This is a genomic window from Halocatena pleomorpha (assembly GCF_003862495.1).
Lineage (GTDB): Archaea > Halobacteriota > Halobacteria > Halobacteriales > Haloarculaceae > Halocatena > Halocatena pleomorpha.
Map to the genome: position 1 here is coordinate 1 of NZ_RRCH01000015.1, position 21,025 is coordinate 21,025.

Annotated in this window: 18 protein-coding genes, 1 tRNA gene and 1 pseudogene; 9 read left to right on the top strand and 11 right to left on the bottom strand. The window is 59.7% G+C overall.

Annotated features, from left to right (window positions below; genetic code table 11):
• Positions 1-303, top strand: a pseudogene (locus tag EIK79_RS07700) (zinc ribbon domain-containing protein); the annotation flags it as partial.
• Between the two features lie 236 nt (positions 304-539).
• The gene (locus EIK79_RS07705; protein WP_124954547.1) at positions 540-1,442 is read left to right on the top strand and encodes a serine/threonine-protein kinase RIO2; all 903 of its coding nucleotides are present in this window, start codon (positions 540-542) and stop codon (positions 1,440-1,442) included.
• Between the two features lie 4 nt (positions 1,443-1,446).
• On the opposite strand, the gene glmM is transcribed toward EIK79_RS07705, so the two are convergent.
• The 6 genes from glmM to EIK79_RS07735 all read right to left on the bottom strand — a co-directional run bounded on the left by glmM (position 1,447) and on the right by EIK79_RS07735 (position 8,162).
• The gene (glmM, locus tag EIK79_RS07710; protein WP_124954548.1) at positions 1,447-2,811 is read right to left on the bottom strand and encodes a phosphoglucosamine mutase; all 1,365 of its coding nucleotides are present in this window, start codon (positions 2,809-2,811) and stop codon (positions 1,447-1,449) included.
• A gap of 322 nt (positions 2,812-3,133) precedes the next feature.
• A complete protein-coding gene (locus EIK79_RS07715) occupies positions 3,134-4,777 on the bottom strand; it encodes a potassium channel family protein (RefSeq protein WP_124954549.1) in 1,644 nt (547 codons plus the stop codon).
• A gap of 50 nt (positions 4,778-4,827) precedes the next feature.
• The gene (locus EIK79_RS07720) at positions 4,828-5,325 is read right to left on the bottom strand and encodes a DUF7519 family protein (RefSeq protein ID WP_124954550.1); all 498 of its coding nucleotides are present in this window, start codon (positions 5,323-5,325) and stop codon (positions 4,828-4,830) included.
• Positions 5,322-6,644, bottom strand: a complete 1,323-nt coding sequence (locus EIK79_RS07725) for a DUF58 domain-containing protein (protein WP_221621716.1) — start codon at positions 6,642-6,644, stop codon at positions 5,322-5,324. Before EIK79_RS07725 ends, EIK79_RS07720 begins: the two co-directional genes overlap by 4 nt.
• Positions 6,634-7,224 (bottom strand): DUF7269 family protein, encoded by a 591-nt coding sequence (locus EIK79_RS07730; RefSeq protein ID WP_124954551.1) that lies wholly within the window; start codon positions 7,222-7,224, stop codon positions 6,634-6,636. Before EIK79_RS07730 ends, EIK79_RS07725 begins: the two co-directional genes overlap by 11 nt.
• A complete protein-coding gene (locus tag EIK79_RS07735; RefSeq protein WP_185715556.1) occupies positions 7,221-8,162 on the bottom strand; it encodes a DUF4129 domain-containing protein in 942 nt (313 codons plus the stop codon). Before EIK79_RS07735 ends, EIK79_RS07730 begins: the two co-directional genes overlap by 4 nt.
• 84 nt (positions 8,163-8,246) lie before the next feature.
• Here EIK79_RS07735 and EIK79_RS07740 point away from each other — a divergent pair, with 84 nt between their 5' ends.
• The 3 genes from EIK79_RS07740 to EIK79_RS07750 all read left to right on the top strand — a co-directional run bounded on the left by EIK79_RS07740 (position 8,247) and on the right by EIK79_RS07750 (position 11,773).
• Complete coding sequence (locus EIK79_RS07740; RefSeq protein WP_124954553.1) at positions 8,247-8,909, top strand: metallophosphoesterase family protein; 663 nt, start codon at positions 8,247-8,249, stop codon at positions 8,907-8,909.
• Between the two features lie 189 nt (positions 8,910-9,098).
• Positions 9,099-10,514, top strand: coding sequence for a helix-turn-helix transcriptional regulator (locus EIK79_RS07745; protein WP_185715557.1), 1,416 nt, complete (start codon positions 9,099-9,101; stop codon positions 10,512-10,514).
• 131 nt (positions 10,515-10,645) lie between these two features.
• Positions 10,646-11,773: an ABC transporter substrate-binding protein gene (locus EIK79_RS07750; protein ID WP_124954555.1), complete on the top strand. Its 1,128-nt coding sequence runs from the start codon at positions 10,646-10,648 to the stop codon at positions 11,771-11,773.
• A gap of 36 nt (positions 11,774-11,809) precedes the next feature.
• Here the strand turns inward: EIK79_RS07750 and EIK79_RS07755 are convergent, their stop codons facing one another.
• The gene (locus tag EIK79_RS07755) at positions 11,810-13,681 is read right to left on the bottom strand and encodes a cation:proton antiporter domain-containing protein (protein WP_233738038.1); all 1,872 of its coding nucleotides are present in this window, start codon (positions 13,679-13,681) and stop codon (positions 11,810-11,812) included.
• Between the two features lie 289 nt (positions 13,682-13,970).
• Between EIK79_RS07755 and EIK79_RS07760 the strand changes: the two genes are divergently transcribed.
• From EIK79_RS07760 to EIK79_RS07770, 3 genes are all read left to right on the top strand, one after another.
• Positions 13,971-14,435: a hypothetical protein gene (locus tag EIK79_RS07760; RefSeq protein ID WP_124954557.1), complete on the top strand. Its 465-nt coding sequence runs from the start codon at positions 13,971-13,973 to the stop codon at positions 14,433-14,435.
• Between the two features lie 84 nt (positions 14,436-14,519).
• Positions 14,520-14,604, top strand: a tRNA-Ser gene (locus tag EIK79_RS07765).
• 97 nt (positions 14,605-14,701) lie between these two features.
• Complete coding sequence (locus EIK79_RS07770; protein ID WP_124954558.1) at positions 14,702-15,736, top strand: enolase-like domain-containing protein; 1,035 nt, start codon at positions 14,702-14,704, stop codon at positions 15,734-15,736.
• A 6-nt stretch (positions 15,737-15,742) separates the two neighbouring features.
• On the opposite strand, the gene EIK79_RS07775 is transcribed toward EIK79_RS07770, so the two are convergent.
• Complete coding sequence (locus EIK79_RS07775; protein WP_124954559.1) at positions 15,743-16,747, bottom strand: ROK family protein; 1,005 nt, start codon at positions 16,745-16,747, stop codon at positions 15,743-15,745.
• Positions 16,748-16,925: 178 nt separating this feature from the next.
• Here EIK79_RS07775 and EIK79_RS07780 point away from each other — a divergent pair, with 178 nt between their 5' ends.
• Positions 16,926-17,786 (top strand): polyprenyl synthetase family protein, encoded by an 861-nt coding sequence (locus EIK79_RS07780; RefSeq protein WP_124954560.1) that lies wholly within the window; start codon positions 16,926-16,928, stop codon positions 17,784-17,786.
• A 23-nt stretch (positions 17,787-17,809) separates the two neighbouring features.
• Here the strand turns inward: EIK79_RS07780 and EIK79_RS07785 are convergent, their stop codons facing one another.
• The 3 genes from EIK79_RS07785 to EIK79_RS07795 all read right to left on the bottom strand — a co-directional run bounded on the left by EIK79_RS07785 (position 17,810) and on the right by EIK79_RS07795 (position 20,986).
• Positions 17,810-18,664 (bottom strand): UbiA family prenyltransferase, encoded by an 855-nt coding sequence (locus tag EIK79_RS07785; RefSeq protein ID WP_124954561.1) that lies wholly within the window; start codon positions 18,662-18,664, stop codon positions 17,810-17,812.
• A gap of 581 nt (positions 18,665-19,245) precedes the next feature.
• Entirely contained in the window at positions 19,246-19,527 is a 282-nt protein-coding gene (locus tag EIK79_RS07790) for a hypothetical protein (RefSeq protein ID WP_185715558.1), read from the bottom strand.
• A 337-nt stretch (positions 19,528-19,864) separates the two neighbouring features.
• Positions 19,865-20,986 (bottom strand): pyridoxal phosphate-dependent aminotransferase, encoded by a 1,122-nt coding sequence (locus EIK79_RS07795; protein ID WP_124954563.1) that lies wholly within the window; start codon positions 20,984-20,986, stop codon positions 19,865-19,867.
• Positions 20,987-21,025: the final 39 nt, after the last annotated feature.

A 21,025-nucleotide genomic window follows, 5' to 3' on the forward strand; every position in this document is an offset into this window, starting at 1 on the left:
GTTGAAACGGTGAATCCTGCATACACCGTCCCAAAAACGTGTCACTGTTGCGGTGAACGGGGATATCGCCCAGAACAGGCGACGTTCCGATGTACGACTTCTGCGTGTTGGGTTTCCGACTATCAAGCAGACGTGAACGCCACGCTCACAATTGCAGACCGCTACCTCAGCAGAGAGAGCTGTTCCAGAGAAGACACGAATAGCGATGACTCGGCTGAGGATGGGGAGCCTTTGACCGCTCCACAAGACAGCCAAGACGATGCTGCCATCCAGCAGATGACGCTTGGAACGTATGCGTCTTGAAACCTTAGGGTTGGTTCGACTGGCCCGAAATCCTATGGTGGGATTCACGCGACTTTAGGCGCGGGAGGAGGTCAATCGATGTTATTCGTGGTTGGACAGAAGTAGCGCAGACATTCCGATAGGGAATTATCGTTTCCTCCGCACCCCTGGCAACGAACCCAAGCGGTTGCCTATACCGACATACGGTTTATTCGGTGACGCGAGGAGTTTTTACGCGATGGCGCGGTAACGTTGGCATGGTACGGAACGTCGCCGGAGAGTTGCGAGAGTTGGAGTCCGCGGATTTTTATTTGCTCTCGGGCGTCGAGCACGGAATGCGGTTTAGCGAATGGGTCGACCGGGGGACGCTCACGGAGTACGCTCGCCTCGACAGCGAGGAGGTCGATCACCGACTAGATCGCTGTGAGCGCCGGGGATTTATCGAGCGCAAGACGATGCAGTACCAAGGGTTCCGGCTCACGTTTGAGGGGTACGACGCGCTCGCGCTCCATACGTTGGTCGAACGGGACACGATCGAGGGGTTCGGCGCGCCGCTGGGCGTGGGCAAGGAAAGCGACGTGTACGAAGTCACCTCTTACAAGCCATTGGCATTGAAGTTCCACCGAGAGGGATACACGAACTTTCGGGAGGTCCAACGCGAGCGCGAGTACACTGCCGACCGCAACCACCGATCCTGGTTGTACACCGCTCGAAAAGCCGCCGAACGCGAGTACGACGCGCTCGAAACAGTGTACCCAACGGTGAACGTTCCGAGACCGATCGACCACAACCGACACGCCATCGTAATGGAGAAATTGGACGGCGTAGAGCTGTCACAAGCCGCGCTTCCGGACGAGCAAGCGATCGGCGTGCTCGATCTCATCCTCTCGGAGGTGGCTGACGCCTACGCAGAGGGGTACGTCCACGCGGATATGAGCGAGTACAACGTCGCCGTGAGCGAACAAGGAGTGATGGTGTTCGACTGGCCCCAAGCCGTGCAAACCGACCACGAGAACGCCGAGGAGTTCCTCGAACGGGACATCGAGAACGTACTGGGGTATTTCGGGCGCAAACATCCCGGAGAGATCGGTGACCCGAGTGTCGCGTCGATCGCCGCGGGCGTCCGCGATGGGACGTTCGAATCGGTGGAGAATCATTAGCTGATCAGACCGCTTCGAGGAGCGATCCCCGGATCCACGCGACGAGTTCCTCTGCCCGTTCGTGGTCGTGTGCCTCGGCGTAGATCCTAATGAGTGGTTCGGTGCCGCTCGGACGAACCAACACCCACGAGTCATCGTAATCAAGACGGTAGCCGTCGGTCGTATCGAGCGGAATATCCGCGTTCCGAGCGGTCGTTTCGACCGCGCTGAGCAGTCGTTCGCGTTCGACTTCCGTCTCGTAGCTGATGTTGCGCCGGACGTTTTCGTATCCTGCGTGCTCAGCAGCGATTTCGCTCGCTGTTCGGTCCGCAAGCAACTCACAGAACCGAGCAGCGGTGTACGCACCGTCACGCGAAAGCCGATGGTTGGGGAACAACACCCCACCGTTACCCTCACCGGCGATAGGCACAGACTCACCCTCTGCGATCAGCTGTTGGATGCGCGTAACGATGTTCGTGCTCCCGATCGGCGTCAGTTCGAGTGTCGCGTCACGCTCCTTGACCACATCGACGAGCCGTTGAGAGACGTTGACCGCCGAAACTGTCGTGTCGCCCGACTCTAGCTCTGCAGCCGCCAACGCAGCAAACGCCGCGTCGCCCTCGATGTGGTTGCCACGTTCGTCGACGAAGATCGCGCGGTCGGCGTCGCCGTCGTGAGCGACACCGAGATCGGCGTCAGTGGTTCTCACGAGGCGGCGGAGCCCCGTGAGGTTCGACTCGACCGGTTCGGGGTTGCGACCCGGGAAATGCCCATCGGGCTGGGCGTTCACCGTCACCACTGAGCAGCCAAGCTCCCGGAAGAGTCGTGGACTGGTGAGCGCCCCAGCGCCGTGGCCGGGATCGAGCGCGATCGTCACTCCCGCGTCGTTGATGCGATCACGGTCAACGGCGTTGAGCACCTCCTCGATATAGCGCCGTGGTGCCTCTGCGGTGGGTTGACGGTCACCAGTACGGTCCCACCGAACGGTGTCGAATCGCTCTGTAAGGAGTCGATCCTCGACCTGTTCGAGTGTTTCGCGCACCAGCTCAATCCCGTCCGCACCGATGAGCTTCACACCGTTGTACTCCGGGGGGTTGTGGCTCGCCGTCACCATGAGGGCGGGAACGCCCTCACGCTCGGCGTACGCTTGCACCGCCGGCGTCGGCAACACTCCCAGCTCGTCGACCACACAGCCGACGCTCGCCAGTCCGCTGGCCGCGCTATCGACCAACATCTCACCAGTCGCCCGGGTATCACGCCCCAACGCCACGCGGTCGTTCCCCATAACCGTGAACACCGACCCAGCAGCCATCGCTACGCGACTGACAAACGCCGGTGTCAGGTCCTCGTTGACCACCCCCCGAACGCCGCTCGAACCGAACACCTTCATCATCTACCTCTTCTCGGGCAGCACCAAAAACGGTCTGAACTTATCGTACACCGTATGCCGCTATAGGGATATGGGTTCGTGGTAGTCACAACCACTGTTTCTGTCTGCAACTCCGGCGCTGGTTCACCAGAGCAAAACACAGCAGTTCACTCAATCAAGTCCGTTCCACGCCTCGGCATGCGCTCAAATTGATCTCCGACCGGCGGCTGAAGCACATCGTTCCGAAGCGGATGTACACGAGCGAAAAAGAACCGGTTATCGAACCGAGAAAACGTCTCAGTCTCCACAAGAAACGCTAAGCGCCCCGATCGACGACAGCAGTTCACTCCACCGAGAGCAGTTCTGTAAAGCGATTCGTATCCTCGTCCGTGCCAGCGATGATCAACGAATCCCCGGCACGAATGCGGAAATCGGGTTGAATGTCGGTAATCACATCACCATTCCGTTCGACACCGAGGATAGTACAGCCCGTTCGCGTGCGGACTTCCGCGTCACCGACGGTGTGGCCGGCCAGCCGTGGCGCATGGGTTCGGAGTACCTGTATCTGTGCGTCAAGCGAGACGACTTCCTCGTTTTCGAGGATCGTGGACGCGAGCATGCGGCCGCTGACCGTCGCCAGCGAGAGGACGTAGTCGGCACCAGCACGGTACATTTTCGCTGTTGTTTCGGCTCCTTCTGCGCGTGCGATGATCTCGATCGTCGGATTCAAATCTCGGATGGCGAGCGTGACAAACTGGGCGACCGTGTCGTCTGGAAGGGCGAGAACGGCCGTCTGAGCCGATTCGATGCCCGCTTCACGCAACACGTCCGGATCAGTCGCCTCCCCAACGACATCGACAGCCAGGAGATCAGCGCGGTCGATGATCGTACACGGCACACCGGCGTCACCGAGGCTGTCGACCACGCTGTTGCCGACTTCACCGTAGCCGATGACGACCGTCTCACCCCGATCAAAGCGCCGCACGTCTGAGACAGCACGTTCTTTGAGTGCTTCGACGCGGGACGACCGACCGGCAATCAGGAGGATCATTCCCTGTTTCAGCTCTGTGTCGGGTGACGGTGGCGTTTCGAAATCGCCGTGGAACCAGACCCCGATTACATTGACACCCATCTGCTCGCGGATACTGCTTTCAATAAGCGTCTGCCCGACCAGATCGGTCTCTCTGTGGATCGGAAGCTCCACGATCTCAAAATCCTCACCGAGATCGGCCGCGTCCCCAAGATCAGTCGTCACAGCGGTCGTGAGTTTCGTCGCGAGCCCTTCGCCCAGCAGCTCACGGGGTGAAAGCACCGTATCAGCCCCAGCGAGCCGGTGGTACGTCGATCGCTCCGGCTCGTCCACAACGCTGATCACTCGGACGTTTTCGGCCGCCTCCTTGGCCGTCAGCACGATACTCACGTCTCGCTCGTCGGCGGTGTCAGTAACGACCGCGGTAGCCGTGGCGATCCGTGCGTGCTCGAACCCGCTCACGGATTCGGGATCCGCGTGGATGACGGTGTGGCCGGTTTCGTACAGATCCGCCGCCTGATCCCGATCCGGCTCGATGATCACGTATTCGACCTCCCACGACTCCAGTTCCGCGATTAACGTCTCGACGCGCGGCGTGTATCCACAGATGATCACGTGATCAGACAGATCCGCCTCGACCGCAGTCGGGACGGTGACCGAGAACGCCGCTTCAAACAGCGGCACTACCAACACTGGGAGCGCGATGAAGATGAGCGCGACGCCAGTGATGTCCATGAGCATGACGAGAACGAGCAGTTGTGGACTCTGCCATCCCGCATCTGATCCGTATCCGGTCGTCGTGAACGTCTCGACGACGAACTGGAGTGAACGGAGAAACGATCGGTCAGTTGCCCCCTCATAGACAACCATTCCGAAGTGATACACGACAGCGTACCCGAGCATGATGCCCACGAGCGAAAGCAAGTAGTACGTGAGACGACGACGCCACCTGTCCATATGCGCCCATTTCGAGGATTGTTGAAAACCGTTCGGATCACAGTTCTGGATCAGCCCCGGTACGCGGCCCCTACAACGAGCGCACCGAACAGCAACAACACGAGCACTGTGATTGGGTAGCCGCCGTCAGCAACCCGAAAGACGGCGTATCCGACGCCCGAGATGACGGCGGCTGCGAGCGTCGCAACTGCGGTGTGGACGGCGAGCGCACGGGTCGTGTCGGCACGCTTACCGAGTGTCCGACCGAGATCGATCGCCTGACTGCTGGTGTCCCACGCGAGCACAAGACAAGCCGTTCCGAGTACCAACGCCTCAGGACTAGCGTCCGCGAGTCCAGCAGCGAGCACCCCTCCAACGAGCGCGCCTCCACCGAGCGTTGCGATCGCTTCCCGACCGGCGGCAGTGCCGACCAGAAGGACACCTACGCCGAGCAACGAGAGAAGCAGCGACGTGAACCCGATCGCCGTGGCGATCACCACCCCCATAGCGAACAGGCCGGCGAGACCGACGCCGAACCGCGATGGCCGCGTCTCCAACTCGGTTGTCACTTGGACCACCGCCGTGACGCGGTTGCCACTGCTTCTCGGAGGGGTTCCGTTCCCCAATCGACGACGCGGACGCCATCGTCACGGAGCGTACTGCACCGCAGAGAGCGCTCGATGCCCGCCAGTCGCAGTTTTGTCTCGGTCGTGGATTCGTCTCGATCCATCTGATCGTCGAACTGCGTTGGATCGGGACTGAGGACAGTGGTAGGATGACCGTGGGCGTGCAGTTGACGGGCAACAGTCGCCGCGTAGCTGTCGGGCAACGGAGAACAGAAGACGACCTGTGCGTCAGTCGGGAGTCGGTGGCGGAGCCGTCGGAGGCTCGTCATTTTGAGAAACGACTGTTCGGGCGGCGTCGGAGCGAGCGCGGGGTGTGTACCGAGCAGTTCTCTGGCCCGAACACGGTGAGCCGTCCCGCTGGCGGGAGCGAGCCAGCACTCCGTGGGTGAGAGCGCAGCGAGACCGACACGGTTGCCGACTGAGAGCAGTCCGTCGAACACCGCACCCGCGGCTGCGATCGAGCGTTCAATGGCAGGGCGTTTGTCCGGATCGGGAGCGACGTACGCCGCACTGCGCGCGTCGACGAGGAGCACAACGGTGGCAGAGCGTTCCTGTCGATATTCGACGGTGGTAAGTTCGCCGGTTCGAGCGGTGTGGTTCCAATCGATGCGGTTCGGTGGATCGCCGTGGCGATACTCCCGCACGGAGTGGAAGGCGGTGCCGGCTCCGCCCGCTGAGGTCGCCACCCGTCCCGTGACGCCGGCCGCGTGGTCGTACAAGGGAAGCGCGACCGGTTCAGAGCGTGAAAGCGGCGGTCGACAGGTGATCGTCTCGTCACCGTCGGATTCGACTGTTCGTCGGCGTTCGGTCGTTCCGCTCGCGTTTCGTGCGATCAGTACCAGCGGGTCAAAGCGGTGAACGCCTCGGCGTGCGCTAACCGTGTATTCGAACGCGACCGTTTTTCCGGGTCGGAGCGCGGTGCCGTGGCGGGGAGAGCCGCTTTCAACCGTCAGCGCCGGGGGAACGCCGTCGATGACGCGAAGCTCCGGACATAACGCATTGCCGGCGTTCGTCACAGTCACAGTAACCGTGACGCTTGCGTTAGGGGCAGGAGTGTCGGCAGAAACCCGGCGTTGGACATCGAGATCCGCGGTTGGGGGAGTATCCACGCGTGATGCGACCGCGAAGACGATGACGACGACACCCGACAGGACCAATCCCGGCCGGGTAGCGAGGATACCGACGCCACTCACGAGCAACGCGAGAGCGTTCACGCCGTGCCAGCGACGGGTCGAGCGCACGATTGGATACTCAGCGCTCATCGTCCCTCCGGTCGGTCGATTGGTTTGCAGCGAGTCGCTCAGAGAGTGCGGTAACGGCACTGTTGGCCTGTTGTTCGAACGCGTCCGTTCCGGTCACCACAGACTCGATGCGGTCTGACAACGGGAGCCGGTGCTCATCCGGGGCAAAAAACGCCGCTGCCGCCGGATCGTCGGTCCACGCCCCGGTTTGAAGCCGTTCACGGGCGCGTTCTCGGGTGTCCCCGTCACACTGGACGAGTACCCTGACAGCCGTTTCGAGCAACTGGTCGCGGATCCGTTTCTGTTCGACAACGACCGCGTGGTGAGAGCGGCGGCCACGAACGGACGGACGGACATCGGCAGTGGATTTTGGCCGGGACGAGACCAGTCGTCGTTCCGGTTTCGGTAACGACGGCGCGTCGGCCGACCGAGAATACCGGCTGTATCCGGCGCGCGCTGCCTCCGTCAGCGACAACACGCCGATGACGGAAACCAGTCCTGAAGACCCCGACGGCACCACGGTGAGTACGACCGGTTCGAAGACGGCAGTGAGACCGGCGAGGACCGCGAGCGCGCCCACTCCGAGAAACACCCTGTTCATCGGTCACCTCGCTCAGGGGTTTCATCGGGCGCATACGCCTGCTCGATCCGTCTGAGCGCTGCGCGCGCCCGGCGTTCTCGTCGTTCGGTGGCTTCTGCGTCGTCATACCGGGTCGTTTCGAACAGTTGTGTCAGCTCTTCCACATCCTCGCGCGCCATACCGGCTGCGACGGCCGCTGTGGCGAACTCGCCGGGCGTACTGGTATCTCGGGGGAGATCGAGGTGTGCGGTCATCTCATCCCACGCGCGATAGATCGCGTTCGAGAGCGCTGCATCGGCGTCGATGCTGTCGGCGGCCCGTCCGGCAGCCGTTCCGACAGCGTGAATTTCGGATCGATCAGCCTCGGTCGCCGTCTGCGGGGATCCAAGCGGGTGATCGCCAGTTGTGCGCCTGAGAACGAACAGCCCAACCACGACAGCGAGACCGAGCACCACGAACAGCACCATCGGAGCGTCGAGTGCCACAGGAGCGTCCGACGCCGAGAGCGCACCATCACCAGAGGGCACCGGTGATCCGCTCGGTAGTGAGAGTTGCTCCCCGCCGAACAGCCCATTTTCCGATCGTTGCGAGGAACCAGGCGTCAGGGCGTGGTACACCGCAAGCAACACGAGCAGACACCCGACTGCCACGAGGACAACTGGAGCGAGTGATCGCCACCCCTCCTGATACACCTGCACGACAAGCCCGACAAACCCGAACATAACCACCACCCCGAACAGCAGGCGTAACAACAGTACGACGGCGGGATCGGCCGAACCCGTCTCGAACGATGCGGATCCGCCCGAATCGAACGTGGATCCGTCACCACGCACGCCGGCATCCTCTCCCGACCCTCCGGCTGGCTCCTCGTGCACGGCGTCGAGCGTCGCCGCCGACAACGAGAGCGCTACCACCGCAAGCAGCGCGAGGACGATCGGTGTGAGTCGGTGTCTGTCCACATGATTACTCATTTACTCCATCATAAAGGATGCACCGACCTATCATTACGGAAGGTTGAAGGATCGATAGGACGGACTGTGTGTATGCGACTCGGTGTCATCTCCGATATCCACGCCAACCGCATCGCGCTCGATGCGGTGTTAGAAGCGATGCCACCGGTCGATCGGCTCGCGTGTGCCGGCGATGTGATCGGCTACAACCCACAGCCAGCCGAATGCGTCGAGATCGTCCGTGGAGAGATGCCGTGTGTGCAAGGTAATCACGACCGCGCTGTCGATGCGCCCGGACGCTATCGGTCGAACAAGTCGGCTTACGAAGGGCTTCGGTACGCTGCCAACCAGCTCGATGCGGAACAGCGTGAGTGGCTCCAGTCGCTCCCTCTGGACACAACTCTGTGCAACGGTCGTGTTCGGATGGTTCACAGCCATCCGACCCACCGTGGTCAGTACGTCCGGCCACCGGAGTTCCCGGCACTCGAACCACACCTCGGAAAAGAGTCCGTTTTGATTCTCGGGCACACGCACGTCCAACACCACGAGATGGTCGACGGAACGCTCATCGTGAATCCCGGAAGCGTCGGTCAGCCACGCGACCGAGATCCGCGTGCGGCGTTTGCCGTGATCGATCCCGACGCCCAAACAGTCGAGGAACACCGCGTATCCTACGATATCGAACGCGTCCAAGCGGCGATCGAAAGCGCAGGGCTGCCGTCGTGGACCGGAACCAGACTCAAGCGTGGTCGGTAGGACCATTCAGGATCGTTTCGAACCGTTTCGAACCGTTTCATCGAGCGATCTATCGCCGGAACCCTGCGAATAGAACAGAAAAGGTCTATGTGTGAGGGGGATATCCGTTATGGTATTGGTAAGAGAATGTCGACGCATCTCCGCTCCGGACCACACGCACATCTGGTCCTGATCGTGTGCGTACTCCTCATGAGTACGACTGTCGTTCCGGTGGCCGGAGCACTGTCTATTACCGTCGACGATCCTATCATCAGGGGATCAACGAACATCGACACCGCTTCAAGCGACACGTACGTTGCGGGCTGGGAGTCACACAGCATCAATACGACGGTGTCCGGCGATCCTGGTGAATATCAAGCTTGTCTTACCGTGGGATCCGGGGTAGACGAGAAGGAGATCGAGTGTACGCCGATAACGGTCTCGAACACCGCACAAACCGTGCAGTTCGAACAGTCGGAGTGGCCAAACAACGCGACCGGTTCACAAACTGTCTCAGTCGGCGTTTATAATAACAGTTCTTCTGAAGATCCACTCGACGCGTCGAGTACGGAGCTGACAGTACTCAGTCAAAACGGGGACAACGACGACGACGGCGTTACTAACAAAAAGGAAATCGATGAGGGAACCGATCCAACGCTCCAAGATACCGATAGTGATGATCTGATCGACCGAGAGGAGTTGTACGCCATCGGCTCGAACCCGAACGCGTCAGACACGGACGACGACGGGTTGTCAGACGGTGTGGAGGTGAATAACTACGACACCGATCCGACGACGAACGACTCGGATGGAGATGGATTGACCGATCCGGCTGAACTGAACAAGCACGGGACGGATCCAACCGTTATCGACACTGACGGCGACAGCCTGAGCGATTACGAAGAGATACGCGAGCACGGGACGAACCCAACCAAGCAAGATTCCGACGACGACGGACTCAACGACGATAGAGAACTCTCGTTGGGCACGGAGCCGTTGGATAGCGACACCGACAACGACGGTCTCGAAGACGGAGCAGAGGTACACCAGCACAATACGAACCCGACGGGTGGAGACACGGATGACGACGGTCTCAAAGACGGCGTGGAAGTACGCAAATACGGCACCAATCCCTTGAGTCCGGACACGGACAGTGACGGCGTCGACGACGCCACGGAGATCAAACAGGGAACGAACCCTGTCGACCAGAAGTTTTTCCTGTTGGCACCGATGAAAAATCCGTTCAAAACCGCCGGGACGGTCATCGGTGTTGTGCTTGCTTTGGGTATCGGCGTCCAGTACTGGCGACGGCGCAGGGATCCGACGGAAGAGGAAAACACGGTGTTGTCTGGCGACACGAGCCACCAGAGTTCAGAGGAGAACGCCACCACGACGGAACCGCTCACCGACGAGGACCACATTCAGAAGTTGCTCAGCGAACACGACGGACGGATGCATCAGTCAGACATCGTCACCGAAACCGGGTGGTCGAAATCGAAAGTCAGCCGCCTCCTCTCACGGATGGAAGACGACGAGCAGATCATCAAGATCAGCGTCGGACGCGAGAACATCATCACCCGCCCGGGTGACGAGCCGAGACACGCCGGCTCGACGCTCGAAGACTAACACGCTTTTCGGCCCGAATACAGTTTCACACGCCGGATACGCTTCGCGTTGCCGTTGCTCCGCCGTGAACGGACGCTTCGCCACCCCCGCTGAAATCGAAGCCGTTTTGAGTGTTTAGGCGAGCCTAAAGAATGATGACGGACTCGAATCTCTCTCGTCGCGGATTCCTCCGCGGTGGGCTCGCCGCAGCGGCCACAAGCACGCTGCTCGCCGGTTGTCTGAACAATTCTAGTTCCGATAACGAAACCGACGGTGGATCGGGCGATCCGTACACAGTGTCGATCAAACCGATGGGCAAGGTCACCATCGACGGCGTTCCGAAGACGTGGTTAGCGAACAACGGGAGTTGGGCGGACATGGGAATCGCGCTCGGACAGCAGCCACCGGACGGCGTGTGGCTCACCGACCGGTATCACACGCAGTACTACGACGCGATACCGGGCGTCTCCGTGGATAAAAGCGGGATGACACAGCTCTACAGCGACGGGATCAGCAAAGAGGTGTTCTATCAGACCGGTGCCGACGTGCACGTCATGGATCCAAACTTTATTCTCAACCGATTTAAGGGAATGAGCCAGAACGACATCGACCAGATCAAGCAGAACGTCGGGCCGTTTTTCGGCAACACCATCTTCTCACGGGGATACAACTGGCACAACTACCGGTATTACACCCTCTATGAAGCCTTCGAGAAGCTGTCGAAAGTGTTCAAGCAGGAACAACGATACACGGAGTTCAAATCGCTCCACGAGGAATTCCAGCAGACGATCAAATCTTCGCTTCCGCCCGAATCGGAGCGTCCGAGCGTCGGGATCTTCTGGGCAGGAGGAAATGAACCGGAAAAGTTCTCACCATACGTCATGGACGAAGGAACGAGCTTCAAACAGTGGCGGGATCTGGGCGTCACGGACGCGCTCGCAAAATCCGACGTTGGAAACCTCCACTCCTCGCGGACCCACGTCGATCTAGAAACGATCCTGAATGTCGATCCGGACGTGTTGTTGTTCCGCGGACACGAAGCCCAGACCGAATCCGAGTTCAACAAGACGCTAGTGTCGTTCCTGAAAGAACATTCCGTAGCGAGCAAACTCACCGCCGTCAAAAACGACATGGTGTTCCGGGGTGGGCCGCTGTATCAGGGACCGATCACAAACCTCGTGGTGACCGAGCGGGCAGCAAAGCAGGTGTATCCCGACGCGTTCAGCGATGTCACGCTGTTCGATCCCAAAGCAGTCGCAGGGATCGTTAACGGAAACTGACACCGAAGGAGCGTGATCGACGGCAGCGAACGGCCGTCACGTCCGGAGCCGACCCGGATCGAACAGTTCGATCGCCTCCCTGACGGCCTCTTGCCGTCCGATGATCGTGATATGATCGCCGTGTTCGAGTTCGAAATCGGGAGTCGGGACGTGAGACTCCTCGCCGCGACTAACGAGACCGATAATACAGCCGTTCGGGAAATCGTCTCCCAATGAGCCGATCTTCGTTCCAGCCATCGCGTCGCTCGTGATCTCGATCTCTTGAACGTCCCCGCTCCGTTCGAGTTCGTTCATCCAGTCCGTGAGGGCAGGCCGCTCGATCGCGTTGTCCATCGCCCACGCGACCGACAGCGTCGAGGAGATGGTTCTGACACCGAGTTCCTCGAAGGCGTTCACGTTCGAGCGGTTGTTTGCTCGGGCGATGACAGTCTCGACATCGAAGGACGTTTGAGCGAGCTGTGCGACCAGCAGGTTCACGTCGTCGTCGCCGGTGGCGGCTGCCATGATTTTGGCGTGCTCCGCACCAGCTTCGCGCAGCGTTTCGAGATCGGTCGCATCGCCTTCCTGGGCAGTGAATCCCATCTGTCTCACTGTTTCGATCACATCGGGATCCTGTTCGACGATAACGACGTTCTCCCCACGATCCTCAAGCCGTTCAGCGAGCGTACGGCCAACACGGCCGCCGCCGACAATGATTGCACGCATCGGTATCACATCCAAGTATTCCGCAAGGTGTCGGGCTAATCCGCCTTCGAACAGGACGGTTAAGAGGATGACGAGGAACACTGTTCCGGTCAACAGCGTCGCGGCGTCGTCTTGTCCGAGTTCCTGAAGTTGGAGGGCGAACAGCGTTGCAATGCTGGCCGGAATGATTCCTCGGGGGGCGACCGCCGCCATCCAGACCCGTTCTTTCGACGGCATCTGTGTTCCGTACGTCGAGAGCCCCACGATCAATGGGCGAATCACCAACGCGATCGCAAGCACTACACCGATCCCACCGAATCCGGTCGCCAACAACGAATCGAAATCGATCAGCGCGCCAAGTGTGATGAACACGAACGACAGGACGAGCAGCGACAGGTCGCCGTTGAACGCCTCGATCCCGTCCTCATAGGAGAGGTTAGCGTTGCCCAGGACGATGCCGACTGTCACGGCGGCCGCGATGCCAGCCTCGCTGGCCCCCGGAACCGCGTTTGCGGAGGTGTATGCGACGAGCGCACCGGCCAACGCGAGAAGGCGAGCAGCCTGAGGCGTGTCGTCAGATGGGATTTGGGTGTGTTCAAGTAGATACCACACGATCCCGGCGACGACCAGCCCGACGAGCAACCCGGCCCCGAGACGCATGATGAACGAACCGATCACATGCCTAATGTCCGCTTCCGGTGTGATAATGAAGTGAAACACCACGACGGCGAGGATCGACGCGGTAACGTCGTTCGTCACACCCTCGGTTTCGAGAGCAGCAGCGACGCGGTCGTGGAGACGGACTGTCTGTAAGATCGGTGTGATCACGGTCGGACCGGTTGCTACGAGCAACGCCCCGATCAGAAACGCCACCTCCCATCGTGCCTGTAGAAAGACCCGAACGGAGACGGCCGTGCCTACAAGGGCGATCACACCGCCAATAGTGACCAGTCGGAACGTCGTTCGCGGTGCCTCCTGAAATTTCTCTACTTTGAGGTGGAACGCTGCTTCGAACATGATGAGCGCCACGCTCAGCCCGACGATTGTGTTCAGCGGTCCCGTCCCGAATAGATCCAACGACACCAATCCGAGTCCCTCCGGGCCAACGAGAATTCCCATGATGATGAGAAACAGCACGCTCGGGACCCGAAATCGATCCGATAGTATCTGAGCGATAACCCCCAATGAGATGATGAGGACGACTAGTTGACTGAGTTCACTCACAGCCGTCTCCCTCACCTTGTCCTGATGTTCCCCGCATCTCTCATCCTCTATCCAGATAGTGTCGTTGAGGAAAGAAGTATTGCTCGGTATATCGATCGCAGAATCGTCTTTGAAACTGATAGTGTCGAGTATCGTTTGATATCGTTGCCTTGATAACACCATACGAAATACCTTGGTCGTAATGTCGGACTCCGAACGAAGCGACAACAGTCGTTCGACAACGCAATCAGAAAATTCAACAAATAGACATGAAAATGGGGAAGGCCCCGGCCAGTCTGCAACCACAGAGATGCAGCCGCAGATTTCCCACCATAACACGGCCAACAGTTCGCTCAGTGCGTTCCTCCAGAGCGAGGCGGCGATCGGTCAGATGAAATCGTCGCTAGTGTTGTTCGGCGCGATCGGGGTCGGCCTCGGGATCGTCGGGAGCACGCTCTCCGGTTCGGTCGGAGCGCTCGGTCAAAACATCACGATGGCGACCATCATACCGATCGCACTCGTGACTCCCATCGTCGGCATCATCCCCGGCCGCCAGATCGGTAATCAGCAGACCGATGCCCAACCGCTGGCAGTGTATGCGCTGGTAGCGATCGCGGCAGGTATGGGAGCCGTCGTCCAGTTCATGATCGCGTCCGTACTCACCGCCGTAGAAGCCAGTGGAACCAGCGTTCCGGATCTGTTCGTGTTCTCGTTTGTGGTCGCGCTCGGTACCATCATCGCGGGACTCGGTAGCGCGTTCGCCGTTCGAAACTGATCGGCTGCGCGACCAATCTCCGAAGTACGGAACCGGAACGAAAACCGAAACCGACTAAATGGAGGGCGTTGTATTGACCACTGAGCCGGAGTAGCCTAGCCTGGCCAAGGCGGCAGATTCGAAATCTGCTGTCCTCACGGACTCGAGAGTTCAAATCTCTCCTCCGGCGCTCCGTTTTCATCCGGATTCGTTTCACATCGCTCAGACTCACAAGCGGAGCGCACGAGTCGATCAACCTTTTTGTTTGTTACCACACAATGAAATGTATGGCGTTGTACGAGCAGCTGGCGGATCTCCCGGTGACAATCGAGGAGTATGACGCGTCGCTCACGGAGCGCGCAACATCGAGCGGCTTCACGCGCACGACGACAACGATCGAACTACACGGGGAGAACGCCGTCGGCTACGGGGAGGACGTGATCTACGACACCGAGCGACACCACTCGTTCGTGGATCAACTCACGACGCCGCCGACCGGAGCGTACACCCATCGAACGTTTTCGGAGGCAGTGGGCGCATTGGATCTCGCTCCTGATCCAACCGACCGAGCCTATCGTCGGTGGGGGTTTGAAAGCGCCGCGCTGGATCTCGCGCTCAAGCAAGCGGGAACGAATTTCGCGGCGGCGCTCGACCAGGAATACGACCCGATTCGGTTCGTGGTGAGCACTCGACTCGGAGACCCGCCGACGTTCGAGCGCGTCGAGACGCTGCTTGAACAGTACCCATCGACCGAATTCAAACTCGATCCGACGAGCGAGTGGACGCCCGATCTCATCGATCGACTGGCCGGAACAGGACGGGTCCGCATTCTGGATCTGAAGGGGCACTACGAAGGGACCGAGGTGGATCAGCCTCCTGATCTCGAACTGTATGAGCAGGTACTCGAACGGTTCTCTGAAGCGATCATCGAGGATCCAGCGCTCACCGACGAAACCGAGGAACTGCTCGCTCCGCACACCGAGCGTATCTCGTGGGACGCGCCGATCCACGGCGTCACCGACATCGAAGCGCTGCCGTTCGAACCCTCGGTGTTAAACGTCAAGCCCTCCCGGTTCGGATCACTCGAATCGGTGCTCGAAACGATCGAGTACTGCAAATCCAACGGTATCAAAATGTACGGCGGCGGGCAGTTCGAACTCGGCGTTGGACGGGAACACGTCCACGCGATTGCGTCGCTGTTCTACCCAGACGGAACCAACGACGTTGCGCCGGCAGCGTACAACGATCCCAACGTGACCGGTAGCCTTCCTGTGAGTCCGCTCACACCGCCCGAACAGTCGTCCGGACTGGGCTGGTCGTAGCCACACTCACTTTCGGAACTGTTCGGGATTATCAGGACGCGTATGGCCGTCGGCCAACAGCGCGCTCGCCAGTGCTCCGTGGACGACGACATCACCGGAGAGTGTCGTCAACTGCACGTCGGGGACGTTCGTGAGCACCATCTCGGATAATCGTTCGTTGATCGGTTCGAGAATCAATTCAGGGTTGTTGAGCGCGACCGCACCACCGACGTTGATGATCAGCGGCGCGTACGTGTGCACGAGATTCGCCATCCCGACCGCGTTCCACTCACCGATGCGCTCGATAACGTAATCCGCAAACGGATCCGTCCCCGCGTGAGCAAACAGCTCCGCCGCGTCAAACGGAACACCATCGGCGTCGTCAGCCACCGGAAGCGGGAGGTCCGTCTCCATCGGGTGGTGGTCGTACAGTTGCTGTGCGTATTTCGGGATGTTGTTGCCCGAACAGTAGGCCTCCCAGTGGCCGGTTCGACCACAGCCACACCGCATCATCCCGTCGGGATCGACGAGCATATGGCCGATCTCACCGGCGTTGCCGTCCCAGCCAGACAGCAGCGAGCCGTCAACGGCGACACCGGCACCGACACCGCTTGAGATCGTGACGTAAATCATGTCGTCCGGAGCGTGCTCGCCGTAAAACCGCTCACCCAGCAGTCCAGCGTCTGCATCGTTCCGAAGCACGACGCGATTCCCACCGATAAGGGATTTGAGTGGACCGGATAGGGGGATTCGATCGATAGTGTCTGGAAGGTTGGCCGGGTTTTCGATCACGCCTGCGGCAAGATCAAGCGGTCCGATCGATCCGACGCCCACGACGCTGATCTCCGACGGCACGATCCCAGCCTCTTCACAGGCGTCACGCACCACCGATAACACAGTTTCGGTCACAGCAATACCGGTCGGACCTTGGGGGGTTGAACGGGTTGCGGCTCCGATGACGGTTGCGGTCGCGTCGGCCACCGCCGCCCTGGTGTTCGTCGCGCCCAGATCGACGCCCGCGTAGTACTCCATCGGTTTAGAGACCGGTCTGACGTTACTTAATTGCATAGATTCACTCGGACGTGAGTCCCATCGGTTCACACACGTTCGGCACGGACGAACCGATATCCGGAGCCGGATTCGGGATCTCGGCCGCACGAACAGTCTCATTCGTCACCTACAAACCTCACGCCACGAAGTATATGAAACGATGGAGTATCTGCAGACCCGGCGAGACCGCGTCGAGCAGCGGTTAGAATCAGTCCTCGACGACGTGGCTCCGAACACGCTCGGTTCGGAAGTTCGACACGTCTCGTTGGCGGGTGGAAAACGCGTTCGTCCGACCGTGACTGTTTTGACGTGTGAGGCTGCCGGTGGGACGATCGACGCTGCGCTCGATTTCGCGGTCGGCATCGAACTCGTCCACAACGCCTCGTTGGTTATCGATGACATCATCGACGACGCTGATCTCCGCCGGGGCGTTGCGAGTGCGTGGACTGCGTTCGGGTACGGGCCGGCGATTATCGCAAGCGATGGTCTGCTCGGGGAAGCGTTTGATCTCTTTTCGGTGAACGAAAGCGCCATGCGGGTCGTCTCAGAGGCGATGGTCGAACTCGGTGAGGGCGAAGCGTCGGAACTCGTCGACCGTCCTGAGACGGAGTCCGAGTACATGGATCTCGCGCGCCGGAAAACCGGTGCCCTGTTCCGCGCTGCCGCCGAGCTCGGTGCGATCGCTGCCGCCGCCGATCCGTACACTGTCGAGGCGTTCGGTCAGTACGCCGAACGCGTGGGGGTGGCGTTCCAGATCCGTGACGACGTGCTCGACGCCACCGCCAAAACCCAATCGTTGGGGAAACCCGTCGGACAGGACGCCGCCATGGAACGACCCTCTCTCGTCCAGATCGCTGATCTCTCCCCCGAACAAGCCAACCAGCGCGCGTACGAACAGGCCGAAGCCGCTATCGACGCGCTCACGACGGCTGACGTAGACACCGATACCACGCCACAAAGCAGACAAGCACTTGAGTATCTCCACGATCTCGCGGAGTTCGTCGTGACCCGCGAACGATAACGATAACAATCACTTGATCGCCCTCAACGGAGCGGTTGAAACCAGACGGCTGCGACCAACAGCGCGAGAAAAACGTACGTCCCGCGGATGAGGATCATCGTCGCTAGTTCTGCGTGTCGCTGGTGTGCTACCCACGCGATTCCGGCGAACACGAACACAGCGACAGCACTGCTGGGAGGCACGATCGGCGTCAGGACGCTTCCGCCGATGACGATCGCAAGCCCCAGCGCCATAAGCACCGTGGCGAGCCGGCGAGCGCGAGCGTGGCCGACGACGACCGCCACGGTTCGCTTGTCGATCGACCGGTCGTATTCATAATCGGTCGCGTCGTCGATGATCTTGATCCCCGACAGCACCACCAGAAACACGATCGCGTACACGATCGGCGTCGCTGATAGCGCCGCTGCTTGGGCGTAGTAGCCGCCAAGGATGGTGGTACTGATGCCAAGCGGGTAGCCGACCGTCGCACTCACGGGGTGGGTATCGAGCTGTGGAGCGTGGAAATAAGCGATAAGCCACCCTGGAAGCGCGAGCAACGCGGCGACTGAATCGACAACAGTAGCGAGCACCGCCAGCCCGATGAAGACGAGCGTGGACGCCCCCCACAGCGCGAGCCGACAGCCCCAAGCGGTCAACGGATGGCTCTCATCCTCACCCCGCAGATAGAAATCCACGTAACCGTCCTTGACGTGGGCGGTGTACAGCTCACAGAAAACGATCCCGCCGTGAAGCACAGCGATCCACGGCGTCAGCTCCGAGGCTAACACCGCTCCGAATGCGCTGGCCGCCACTGCCGGCAGCATAAACACCGGATGGATTTGTGAGCCGAGCGCGCGGAGCGTAGCGCTCGCCCCGCTTCCGTGGCGTGTGACACCCATACGTATCGGGTGAACACCGCTTACAATAAGCTATCGGGAAACTATTCGTTTATTGTTTAGAAATATTCACACAATATGTTGTCAATAGTTGTACGAATGTCTGATAACGGGAATTGAATGAGACAGCGTAGTGTCGTATAATGTCATCGAATAATTAATACGATCGTATTAATTATCATCGTATATGGATCAGAAAACGAGGCTGGTAAAGAGATACAAATCGGCTGGTGGGATACTACTCACACTGCTTTCTGCGGTCATCGGTATTGGCGCAGTAATTCGAGGGCAGCTATTGATTGGTGTTATTTTGATATGTGTTCTATATTATATACATATACAGTTCGAAAACGAAAACTACGATCGGATCGTTCCGGTAGTAGTCGGGTGGGCGACAGTAATCGTTTCATATTTTTCGCCAAACAACAAATTGGCGATCAGTGGTATCGCGGGCGTCGCTGTGTATATGGCGTTAACGTATCCGCGCGCAACGTGATTGTCAAACAGAAATTAGATCTTCAGACCGTCAAACAGGTGGTTGTGCTGCAGTCGTGAGTACAGACGACCGCCAGTCCGTCTCCGCCTCAGTGCTGGCTCGTCCGACGCACTGAGATCTCGACATCGAATCCGGTTCCGGGAACGTGGAACGCCCTGTCAGCGCGGTGAACCCGCCGTGCCCCGCGAACGAACAACACGACCGCACAGACGACCGTCGCGATCCCGGCGATCCGAACCGGATCGGCAAGCGCCCACAAAACGAGGGGGGCAGTCAGCGCCAACCCGAACAAGGCGAGCAACGACGGAGTGTCGTACACGAGTGGGTAGTCTGTCGGGCGATTCTGCGATGAAGGTGGTTGTGGTGGCATCATGGTGTGTTCCAAGCGAACCAGCACCGGCATCGGTGTGATCCGCCTCTCAATCAGACATTCATTGTCCACATACAAAAAACTTCAGTTTCTTGATTGGAATTGAGAAATGATAACACGAGCCGTGACAATTCCTGAACCCCCATGATTTAGCATGCTCATCGGATTTTTCATGATAGTTCGGGGGCAGTACACTCGGTATGTCTATTTAACACCAGAAATCAATCATTACCGATAGTGTGGTACTGTACCGTATGCGATCAGTTTGAGCGACGCAAAACAGGGCGACAGTCTGAAGGAGAAGCGGTCGTCCACCGATGGCCGTGGGACAGACGGGCTACCGGACGGTGATGGTTGCGTCACCCATGCGTTCGAGGGCGACTTTGATCTGTTCGACGCCAGTGGCATACGAGATACGCGCGTGGCCGCTGCCACGATCACCGAACGCTTCACCAGGAACGACAATCACGTCCCGATCGAGCACCGCGTCGATCCAGCCCTCGGGCACCGCCGGCATCGCGTAGAACGCCCCATATGGGGTTGGTGTGTCGAGACCGATGTCGTCGAGACCATCAAGCAGCACATCCCGGCGCTCTTCGAACGCAGACACCATCCGATCAACCACACCCTGCGGTCCAGTGAGCGCGGCGCGTGCGGCGTATTGGGCGGGTGCGCTCGCACACGCCTGAACGTACTGATGGACGCGCAACATCCGTTCGATGCGTTCATGACTGGCGGCGACCCAGCCGAGCCGCCAGCCGGTCATGGAGTACGCTTTCGAGCAGGCATTGACGACGACCACGTTGTCCTGTTCGGTGAACGCCATCGGAGAGTGGTGTTCGCCGTCGAAGACGATCCGCTCGTACACTTCATCCGAAAGGCACAGCACGTCGTGTTCGTCAGCAATTCGCGCGAACGCACGCATGTCGTCCGCCGATTGGACCGCGCCCGTCGGGTTCGCCGGACTGCAGACGATGAACGCCGCGGTATTCTCAGTGATCGCTGCCTCGACGGTGTCGGGATCCATCGTCAGATCGTCCCGAAGACCGACCGGTTTGGGCGTTCCGTCCGCGAGGTGCGTGAGTGCTTCATAGGAGACGAACCCCGGATCGGGAATGATGACTTCCTGCCCGGGATCGACGTGGGCCTCTAAGGCGAGATGGAGGGCTTCGCTCCCGCCCGCAGTGGCGATCACGTTCGCCGGATCGACAGTGAACCCGTTGTCTCGCTCGTGCTTGTCAGCGATCGCTTCCCGGAGTGACTGGAGTCCTTTGTTCGAGGTGTAGCCGTCGACCGTTCCGGCCTCAATGGCGTCGGTGGCGGCGTCTCGCACGTGATCAGGCGTTGGGAAATCTGGCTGCCCGATTCCGAGATTGATCGCGTCCTCACCGGCGGACTCGAACACTTCCCGAATGCCGCTGATCGACACTGCTTCGACACGCGATGAAAACCGTGGCATGTCTCGTAGCCAGCACCGCGTGGATATATGAGTAGTGTG